The sequence below is a fragment of the Atlanticothrix silvestris CENA357 genome (assembly GCF_016056295.1).
In the GTDB taxonomy this organism is placed as follows: Bacteria; Cyanobacteriota; Cyanobacteriia; order Cyanobacteriales; family Nostocaceae; genus Atlanticothrix; species Atlanticothrix silvestris.
Map to the genome: position 1 here is coordinate 38,724 of NZ_JAECZB010000098.1, position 9,774 is coordinate 48,497.

Sequence of the window (9,774 nt, forward strand, 5' to 3'; positions counted from 1 at the left end):
TATAATAAACAAAATCCGCGCAAGCAAAATTTTTTTATAAGGAATTGAAATATAAGATAACTGTTAGGCGAGTTTTTTTTCTAAGAAAAGACTCAATGGATCTGGCTTATATTCTCCAAATGGGGTTATTCTATAAAATCCAACCTTTTCATACAATCGAATAGCTTCGTGTTGATATATACCTGTTTCTATACGCACAGTGTAAATATTCGCTTCCTTTACATATAATTCTATCTGATTCAAGATTTTTTTACCAATTCCTTGCCCACGAAAGGCTGGTTTAATATACATCCGCTTGACTTCAGCGTAACCCTGGGGAAAAAACTTTACAGCACCACAGCCAACTGGCTCATTGTCTAGTCTGGCAAGGAAAACGGTGACGGATTTATGAAGTAGAGCAGAAATATCAAGACCGTGTCTACTCTCAGGAGGGTAAAGAGTTGCCAAATAATTGTCAAGTTCTCTAATTAATTCTTGTATAGCAGAACAAGTTGGCTTCTCAGGAATAATTACAAGTTGTGGCGTGATCATTGATCATTCTCCACTGCTAAAACCGTCCATTCCCCTGAACAATGTGCTTGACGGTCGTTAGAGTTTCCAAACTAATAAATCCCCGGCGGTGTCCTTTTTGGTTAGACATGCCGAGAAATACTGAATCCCCCCGCGAGGGGTTGCGGGAAAAACGCGGGGAAGTGTTGATGTAAGTAGAGGCGCTATTAACTCCTAAAGCAAATTGCCGACTTTCTTGGTAAGATTCAGTCACAATACAGTCAGCATGACCGCTGCTGTGTTGATTAATCCAGGCGATCGCTCCATCTAAACTATCTACTAATTTAAAAGCTATTGTCTTGGTTAAATAAGGGGTTCCCCATTCGCCTTCTTTGGCTAGATGCAATTGGGGAAAAGCCTCTACTAGTTCTGCATCCCCTTTAACTTCAAAGCCTTTTTCTTTCAAGCTGTTCCACAGAACAGCCAAAGATGATGGCATGGCTTGGCGATGAATTAGGACTTTTTCAATGGCGTTAACTGGATCTGGTTCACTTTGATGACTATCAATAATCATCCAGCGTACCATCTCTAAACTGGCATTGAGCGACCAGTAGAGGTAACAGTTACCCATCGCTGACTTTAAAACTGGGTAGCTTGCTTGCCGCATTACCTGCTGTACCAAGCTAGAACGTCCATAGGGAATCACCAAGTTCATGTACTGGTCTTGGGTAACTAAATCCCGAATTGAAGCACCATGTTCTGCTGCTATGAGTTCTACACAGCCTGGCGGGAGACCAACTTCTGCGATCGCACTTTGTAGTACCTCAGCAATCACTGCATTAGAATGGCTAGCTTCAGCACCCCCTTTGAGAATAATACTATTACCAGTTTTTATACAAAACCCCGCCGCGATCGCCCCTAAATCAGGAAATGCCTCATAAATAAATCCAATCACTCCCAAAGGCATTAACTGAGTGTAACTCTGAGAGTCTTCTAGTTGATAATCAGCATTCCTGACTCGCCTTAGTGGATCTGATAGTTCCCCTAACCTTTGAAGAATTTCCACTGTTGTCTCTAGCCGTGTAGGAGTCAACTTCAGCCAATCCAAAATCAACTCTGGTACTGCCATTTCTTTGCTGGCTTCTAAATCCAAAGTATTGGCTTCTAAAATGTCGTCAAATGAGCGCTCAATCGCCTGTGCCATTGCCAACACAGCGCGACTGCGGTCTACTCCCTTTGTGAAGCCCAACTTTAGGGAAGCCTGATAAGCGCGTTTAGCGCTAGTAATTGGTTCAGGGCAATCATCCAAAACTTCAATGGTCATTGAATTAACGTCTGTAGGTAAGCCAGACCATTAGTGCTGGCAGAATAGCTAACAGCACTGCCACCATCGCCCAAGCAATAATGCTAGAACCATTCGCTAATCGCAATGCTAATGGCAACCATATAATCACTAGCACGAAAAGAATGCCCAATGCTATCGGTAGATAGCTTTCTCCCAGTCGTGGTTGTACTACATGCCAACTATTTCCCGTCCAGCGCCAAGCTCGCTTGTAGGGATAGGTGGTAGAAAGCTGTTCTAAGACATGACCATTATCTTCTACGACAAAGATTTGCTGACAGCGATCGCAACCAAATGCTTCTGTCAGAGTAATGGGAATCAACTGCCCCCGGCGACGACAGGGACAAGGATATTCCGTATTGAAGTCAATTTTTTCAGGTTTTTGAGATTGCACAAGCGTTCTAATAACTTGAGCGTGTTTTTACTGGCTGCGAGAATACATTTCCCTGGCAATGCCTGGGTGGCTTCTCTGTGGTCAACTTTTGAGCTAAATAATGATTTAAGGCAAACACTGTCATGATTGCAAACAAAAATAAAGTAATAATTTCATATTTGTCCCCCCAGGATGGATATCTTTGGCTGAAAGATATCTTTGGCAATCTTGTTTAAGAATTTCTTGATCTTCATTTGATGGCTTTAAATTTGGGCATTAATTGTGCTTGTATCTCTGCTACAATTTTAAACTTACGTGGGGGTAACTTCTGAAAACAACCGATCTCAGAGAGTTACGCCTATAAGCAACTCATGTACAGGACTTTTGACAGTGCCCTAGGTTTTCTTGTGAATTACTGGGGTCACTATTATTGTTTTCCTGTGATCAAGCTTTGATCGGGATCACTTCTATGTCAATTACTTATGATCACCTTTAAGTGTTGATGCTGGTTTCGATTCAAGAAGCACAAGCATTTTTCAAGAGCAATAAGTGCCTTACACATTTTTAGTTAGATTGCTTGATGCTAGCTTCACAACTGCAATCAATATGTAATCTGGATTACCATACTCTAAACCCGATGAGTCAGGTACACTCCCAAAAATTGTAGCCAAACTACCCTGCGGTTAGAACAGATTAGAGTTAAGATTCATATTTTTTAACAAGCGGGTAACGCGATTCGAACGCGCGACATTCACCTTGGCAAGGTGACGCTCTACCACTGAGCTATACCCGCATTTGCTACTTATCTATGATCTCAAATCTATCTCTATTTGTCAACTCTTGAATTCAATTATTTTAGTCAATAGTCCATAATCAATAGTCAAAAAATCTTGGAATACGGACTATTGATTGGCTTCAGACGATTTCTTCAGACTCCGCAGTTAAATTACCGACGCTGGCACTTGGGAAAGAAGCGGGCAACGACTGAGGATTACGAGAGTATGGCTCTGCTAGGTTAGAACGCAGTTGCCGCATGAGACTAGCCATTTCCAGAGCATTCATGGCGTAGTCCCAGCCATGATTACCTTTGATGCCTGCACGCTCTAGGGCTTGCTGCATAGTGTCTACTGTCAAAATTCCAAAAATTACTGGAACTCCAGTCTGAAAACTAGCAGCAGCAATACCTTTGGCAGCTTCAGAAGAGACTAAATCAAAGTGGGGTGTTTGTCCTCGAATCACAGCACCGAGACAAATTACAGCATCATAACGATGTGAGAGTGCCAATTGGCGAGCCACAATTGGTACTTCAAAACTTCCAGGAACCCAAACATAGTCCACTTGATTACCGTGGGGATTGGGGTCTACGCCGTGGCGTTTCAAGCAATCTTGACATCCCTCTAACAGTTTTCCGGTAACAAGGTCATTAAATCGACCAATAACCACTGCAAAACGCAAAGGTTCCGTTTGAGTAAAAGTTCCCTCAAAAACCGCCATGACTGCCTCTGAATCAACTACACTCTTGCCACTATACATTTGTTCTTTAAACGTAGAAGAGCAAGAAAGCACAATTAGGCAAAAAGAACAATGAAAAATTATCCATTGAGATTTTGCTGTATTCTTGGCTTTCCTGCTCTTGTATTCCCTATGCTATTTGCTGGCATTAGGGCAAAGCCGTTGCTTAAACAACAAAAAAGTTTAACAGGCCAACTAAAAGCACTAAAGCAATCCAGGCTCCAGAACCAAGCCAGAGCAGCTTTTTAGATTCAACCCAGTTTTGTGGAGTTGCATAAGCAACAGGAACACCAACAACTAGAACAAAAGACAAAACTACGAGAGCTATTAAAGCAAATTGGAATATTATCGTCATTTTTGTTTCTCCCAAGACAGCGAAATAGTGACATATCCTACCTACACCGACTGCAAGCATTATAGTGTAGGCTTCTCAGTGACTTCCGGTAAAACGCTGGAAGTTTCCTGAGCTTTGATTGAGGTTTTCCGTGATGTTCCACGGAAAACACTTTAATTTTTTCTTCCTTATTTGTAAGCTAGCAGAAATTGCGTCACTATAGTCATTAGTTAGTTGTCAGTTGTTAGTCCTGACCGTTAATCATGAAGGGATTTGCCAGTTACTTATTTTGGAAACTAAAACTACCACGCTGGCTCACCACTGACTACTGACTACTGACCACTGACCGCTGACAATTATGGATTTAATTCTTTGTCACACAACAGCTGACTTTGACGCACTAGGAGCAGCGGTAGGACTAACGTGTTTGCTCCCAGGAAGTAAGATTGTGTTGACTGGTGGTTCTCATCCACCTGTGCGGGATTTTTTAGCGTTGCATCGGGATGAATATCCCTTAATTGAACGGCGTTCGGTCAATCCTGAGAAGATTCGTTCCCTAACAATTGTAGATACCCAACAGCGCGATCGCCTGGGAAAAGCTGCTGAGTGGTTAGATTTATCTCATATCAAAGAAATCATAGTTTATGACCATCATCTAGGACAAAAACAGAATATTCCAGCTACCCAGTCTTATATTTCTGCTGTAGGAGCCACCACTACTTTAATGGTGGAACAATTGCAACAACAGCAAATTTCTCTTACACCCTCCCAAGCGACGGTGATGGCGTTGGGTATCCACGTTGATACTGGCTCGTTAACTTATGATAGTGCTACACCACGGGATGCCCTGGCTTTAGCTTGGCTGATGCAGCAAGGTGCTAGTTTGTCGGTAGTTTCTACTTATCGAGACCCTGGTTTATCTCCCCAATTACAACAACTATTAACAGAAGCAATAGAAAACTTACAATCTTTCTGTTTGCATGGATATACTGTTGCCTGGGTAACTCTCAAAACGAATGATTTTGTACCGGGTTTATCTAGTCTGGCTTCGCAATTAGTTGAGTTAAGCGAGATTGATGCTTTGCTTTTGGCCAACGAACATCATCTGGGAGAAGATGATTCACGCTTAACTATAATAGGGCGATCGCAAATTCCTGGTGTTAATCTCAATTCATTATTCCAACCCCTAGGTGGCGGTGGACATTCCCAAGCAACATCACTGAACCTACGCAAAGTAGATTCCCAGGAAATCTTAAAACAACTGCTAGACGGCATCAAAGCCTCAATTCCCCATCCTCCCACTGCGCGGGATTTAATGTCCTCACCCGTCCGCACCATTCGTCCTGAAACCACAATTGCAGAAGCGCAGCGCATTTTATTACGCTATGGACACTCTGGTTTGTCTGTAGTCGATGCCCAAGGGCAATTAGTAGGGATTATTTCGCGGCGAGATATCGATATTGCTCTGCACCACGGCTTTAGTCACGCGCCAGTCAAAGGCTACATGACAACAAATGTAAAAACTATTACACCGAGTACGACATTGCCACAAATTGAGTCGCTGATGGTGACTTATGATATTGGGCGCTTGCCAGTATTGGAGAATGGACAGTTAGTGGGTCTTGTTACCCGCACTGATGTATTGCGAGAATTACATCAAGCAGATGAAGATAGGGGCGCAGGAACAGAGGCACAAAGGAGTAGAAGAGGGGAAGGTAATATTAATCTGCCTCAATTACAAACTAAACTTGCTCCTCAACTGTGGCAATTACTCACCACTGCATCACAAGCAGCAGAAAAACGGGGTTGGCATCTTTATTTGGTAGGGGGTGCAGTGCGGGACTTGCTGTTAGCTGAATCAGCAGCAGGTAATTTGATGATTACAGACATTGATTTGGTAGTTGATGGTTTTCATCAAGCAGCAGATGTTGGCGCTGGTGTGGAATTAGCAAAGGCACTCCAACAAATTTATACAGCAGCTCGCTTAGACATCCACGGGGCTTTTCAAACTGCTGCTTTGTTGTGGCACAAAGATCCAGAATTAGACTCTTTATGGGTGGATATTGCCACCGCCAGGACAGAATTTTATCCTTACCCAGCAGCGAATCCCGAAGTTGAGGCGAGTTCCATTCGTCAAGATTTGTATCGCCGAGACTTTACCATTAACGCCCTCGCTCTACGTCTCACTTCTCCCCGTGGTGGTGAATTACTCGATTTCTTTGGTGGTTTACTAGATTTACAAGCCAAGCAAATTCGGGTTTTACATGCCAACAGCTTTATCGAAGATCCCACCCGCATTTATCGCGGTGTGCGTTTTGCTGTGCGCTTCGGGTTTGAGATTGAACCGCAAACAGAAGAGTTTATTCGTTATGCCATCAATAGTGGTGTTTACGATCGCACTTCCCAAATAAATAGTAGAACCCCAGCGCTACAAACTAGACTCAAAGCAGAACTAAAACATATTTTAGAAGCTCCTTACTGGCAACTAGCTTTGCAGTTACTCGATAATTTGGGAGCTTTGCAATGTATACATCCTACCCTGCAATTAAATAATTCACTCCTGCGGCAACTGAGTTTATTAGAACGCTGTTTGCGGCGATTTGATCCCCAACAAAGTCTCATTCACTGGCAAATGCGGCTAGAAGCCATAATTGCCCACCTAGCACCCGAATACCGGGAGAAAGTAGCAAAAAATCTGCAATTGCAAGAGGATAGCATTAAACGCTTGGAAAATTTGGCTTCAGCCCAAACTGATGTACAGGAATCTCTCCCTCTGTGCCAACGTTTCAGTCAGATAATGCAGATCCTCAGACAGTACGATTTACCAATGCTGATTTTAATTGCCTTACAAAGCTCACGCCTCATTAGACAGCAAATTTGGCATTATTTCACAGTTTTGGCAAATGTGCAGCCAATTCTCAATGGTAACGACCTCAAGAAATTAGGTTACAAACCCGGCCCACAATATCGGCAAATTTTAGATGATTTACTCGCTGCTACTGTGGATGGAGTGGTTAAAGATAAGACACAAGCAGAAGAATTTTTAAGCAAACATTATCCCATTTAGATTTAGTGATATGTGTTTGTAGTCGGGACTTTAGTCGTTGCTTTTTTCAGCACTAAAGTCTTACTACGAACAACTTACTTATCCTGACTCAGGTAAGGAACAGTGTGCAGTCCCCTGCTGTCCTATCCTGGAGATAAGTAATATGTGGGTGAGACTGTGTTTTTCAGCGTTGTGATACCAACTTATAATCGTCAGCCGATTTTAGAAAAATGCCTCCGCGCCTTGGAGGTGCAAGAGTTCAGTACGTCAAGTTCAATCAGTGATTACGAAATTGTCTTGGTAGATGACGGTTCTACTGATGGCACATTAGAGTGGTTAGCAGCACACAAAGACGAGTTTCCCCATGTACGTTGGTTTCAACAGAATCATGCTGGCCCAGCTGCGGCGCGGAATTTGGGGGTAGAGCAGGCACAGGGAGATACAATTATTTTTATTGATAGTGATTTAGTGGTACTAAAAGATTTTTTACAAGCTCATGCAGATGCACTAGTAACAGGAAAAGAGCAATTAGGCTGCGATCGCTTTTTTACTTACGGTGCAGTAATTAATACTTGCAATTTCGATAATCCTACTGCTGAACCTTATAAAATTACAGACTTTTCTGCCGCATTTTTTGCCACAGGAAACGTAGCAATTTCCAAACATTGGTTAGAGAAAGCTGGACTTTTTGACAACAGTTTTCAACTTTATGGATGGGAAGATTTAGAATTAGGGGTAAGACTAAAAAATTTAGGATTAAAGCTTATTAAATGTCCGGCTGCTGTTGGCTATCACTGGCATCCAGCATTCAAATTAGAGCAAATTCCCAGTTTGATAGAAAAAGAAATTCAACGCGGTCGCATGGGAGTTTTATTTTATCAAAAGCATCCTACTTGGGAAGTACGGATGATGATTCAAATGACTTGGTTGCATCGCTTACTTTGGGGAATACTCTCACTCAATGGCGCACTCAATGAAAAAACGATGGCTCCATTTTTGCGTTGGCTGATTAATTTAGGTAAACCTCAATTGGCTTTAGAAACTGCTCGAATTTTTCTGAATTGGTACAATGTTAAGGGAGTTTATGCAGCTTATTTAGAAGCTGAACAAAAGCAAAGCTAACCACCTACTGTGTGTCAATAAATAATGGGAGCATCCCGCTTTTTTAATCAATACCCTTCTAGGGTATTGCTACACGAACGAAGCCTGCCTTCGCAGTCTATAAACATTCATAGCCTGCGAAGGCAGGCTTCGTATTTGTAGCCCCAGGCTTATAGCCTGTGGGCATTTTAAAAACTGGGATGCACCCATAAATAATTGACCAGTTTTAATTAAAGATTAAAAATTGAAATAAATAATCATTTTTAATTAATTCTGGGTACAAGCCTCTACTAAATCTTTGATTTAGTGGTCTACAGGCTGAAATCCAAACATTGACATCAAGGATAACTCTCATGAATTAGACCATAACTCTAGTCTGACATCCTTGACAATTTCACTAATTTCTTCCAAGGTGGGTTGATTGGGATCGGGTTCTAATTCATCAAGACGTTGTAAAAACTCATGTAAATCTATATTTGGGTGAGTTATTTTTTCTAAAACAATACAATTTTTTTTTATAATCACTCTGTATTCAGAGGTTATTTATAAAGTAAAAATAAAATTACCGTAGGACGCATTTCGACTTCGCTCAATGCTCGCTCGCTGAGAATACGAGGGTTGAGCGGAGTCGAAACCCGGCTAGGCTACTTAAAGATTTACTTTATAAATAGTCTCTCATCACCCGGTTTAAGTTGAGATTGAATTTCTGCTGGTAGATTTATTTGCTTTTCGTCAGTTACTCTGATAATTGGATCTGTCTGCATAATTTTTATATTTGAATCTGGTATAACCGTAGCATCTGGATCTCGCAGTTGGGGAACTTCAACAGAAGTGATAATACATGAATGTGATAACTGTTCTACTATAGAAAGCAACTCTTTTACAGTTGTATTTAAAGCATTTATTTTTGATTGAAACTTCTTACGTGCAAGTATTTCTTCAACATCTGCAAGGATAGCCTCAGATGTATAAATGGTGATTTTATTTGCTGCTGCTAAATCGAAAATTCGACCTGGAACACTACGCCAAAGTAAACCAGAAACCCAAACATTAACATCTAAGACAACTCTCATTTTTTAGAGTGTCGTTCCCGTCGCATTTCTTTGACCATCTCACTAATTTCTTGAAGAGTAGGTTCATCGGCATCTACTCCTAAAGTTTCAATTGCATTTAACAGTCTTTTGGTGGAGGATATAAAAGCGGCGCTTGGGAGATGGTATTTTTATTCATCAGTTTCAGGTATTACTTCTTCTACTGTCGCTTCATTCTCAGAAATGTCAATGGCTTGTAGAACCTGTTTAACTATTTTTGGGTGCAATATTTTTCCTGAATGAAAAGGAATCACTACTCTCACTTCTTCTCAAAAATAAATCCTGTGACTTCCTTTACTTCTCATTTGAATAAAGCCTGCATCTAATAAAAGTTTTTCCGCTTCTGTTGCAGTCAAACGTGGCAGCTTAGGCAACTTTTACCTCCAAGGTTATTGTGAATGTTTCCTTGTTCTGAAGTGCCTGTTTTTCTGAATTTGACAAGGTTTCTATATAAAGCTCAACTGCTTCTTTGATATTTGCCTGTAC

At 41.4% G+C, this 9,774-nt stretch carries 9 protein-coding genes and 1 tRNA gene; 2 read left to right on the forward strand and 8 right to left on the reverse strand.

All coding sequences use genetic code 11. The features are described 5' to 3' along the window. Positions 1-63: 63 nt before the first annotated feature. From I8751_RS26365 to psbZ, 6 genes are all read right to left on the reverse strand, one after another. Positions 64-531, reverse strand: coding sequence for a GNAT family N-acetyltransferase (locus I8751_RS26365; protein WP_214442052.1), 468 nt, complete (start codon positions 529-531; stop codon positions 64-66). Positions 532-547: 16 nt separating this feature from the next. After that, positions 548-1,813, reverse strand: a complete 1,266-nt coding sequence (locus I8751_RS26370; RefSeq protein WP_214442053.1) for a glutamate-5-semialdehyde dehydrogenase — start codon at positions 1,811-1,813, stop codon at positions 548-550. Between the two features lie 4 nt (positions 1,814-1,817). Next, positions 1,818-2,225: a hypothetical protein gene (locus I8751_RS26375; protein ID WP_214442054.1), complete on the reverse strand. Its 408-nt coding sequence runs from the start codon at positions 2,223-2,225 to the stop codon at positions 1,818-1,820. A 700-nt stretch (positions 2,226-2,925) separates the two neighbouring features. Then, positions 2,926-2,997, reverse strand: a tRNA-Gly gene (locus tag I8751_RS26380). Positions 2,998-3,119: 122 nt separating this feature from the next. Beyond that, a complete protein-coding gene (gene ribH / locus I8751_RS26385) occupies positions 3,120-3,698 on the reverse strand; it encodes a 6,7-dimethyl-8-ribityllumazine synthase (RefSeq protein WP_214442059.1) in 579 nt (192 codons plus the stop codon). A 184-nt stretch (positions 3,699-3,882) separates the two neighbouring features. Continuing rightward, on the reverse strand, positions 3,883-4,071 hold the full coding sequence (gene psbZ, locus I8751_RS26390; RefSeq protein WP_214442060.1) for a photosystem II reaction center protein PsbZ: 189 nt from the start codon (positions 4,069-4,071) through the stop codon (positions 3,883-3,885). Between the two features lie 337 nt (positions 4,072-4,408). Between psbZ and I8751_RS26395 the strand changes: the two genes are divergently transcribed. Both I8751_RS26395 and I8751_RS26400 read left to right on the forward strand, forming a co-directional pair. Beyond that, complete coding sequence (locus tag I8751_RS26395; protein WP_214442055.1) at positions 4,409-7,117, forward strand: CBS domain-containing protein; 2,709 nt, start codon at positions 4,409-4,411, stop codon at positions 7,115-7,117. Positions 7,118-7,261: 144 nt separating this feature from the next. Further along, entirely contained in the window at positions 7,262-8,218 is a 957-nt protein-coding gene (locus I8751_RS26400; RefSeq protein ID WP_318780374.1) for a glycosyltransferase family 2 protein, read from the forward strand. Between the two features lie 330 nt (positions 8,219-8,548). Here the strand turns inward: I8751_RS26400 and I8751_RS26405 are convergent, their stop codons facing one another. Both I8751_RS26405 and I8751_RS29895 read right to left on the reverse strand, forming a co-directional pair. Further along, positions 8,549-8,722 carry a hypothetical protein gene (locus I8751_RS26405; RefSeq protein WP_214442056.1) on the reverse strand — a complete coding sequence of 58 codons (174 nt, stop codon included), beginning with the start codon at positions 8,720-8,722 and terminating at the stop codon, positions 8,549-8,551. Between the two features lie 131 nt (positions 8,723-8,853). Then, complete coding sequence (locus I8751_RS29895; RefSeq protein WP_225894429.1) at positions 8,854-9,270, reverse strand: putative toxin-antitoxin system toxin component, PIN family; 417 nt, start codon at positions 9,268-9,270, stop codon at positions 8,854-8,856. Positions 9,271-9,774: the final 504 nt, after the last annotated feature.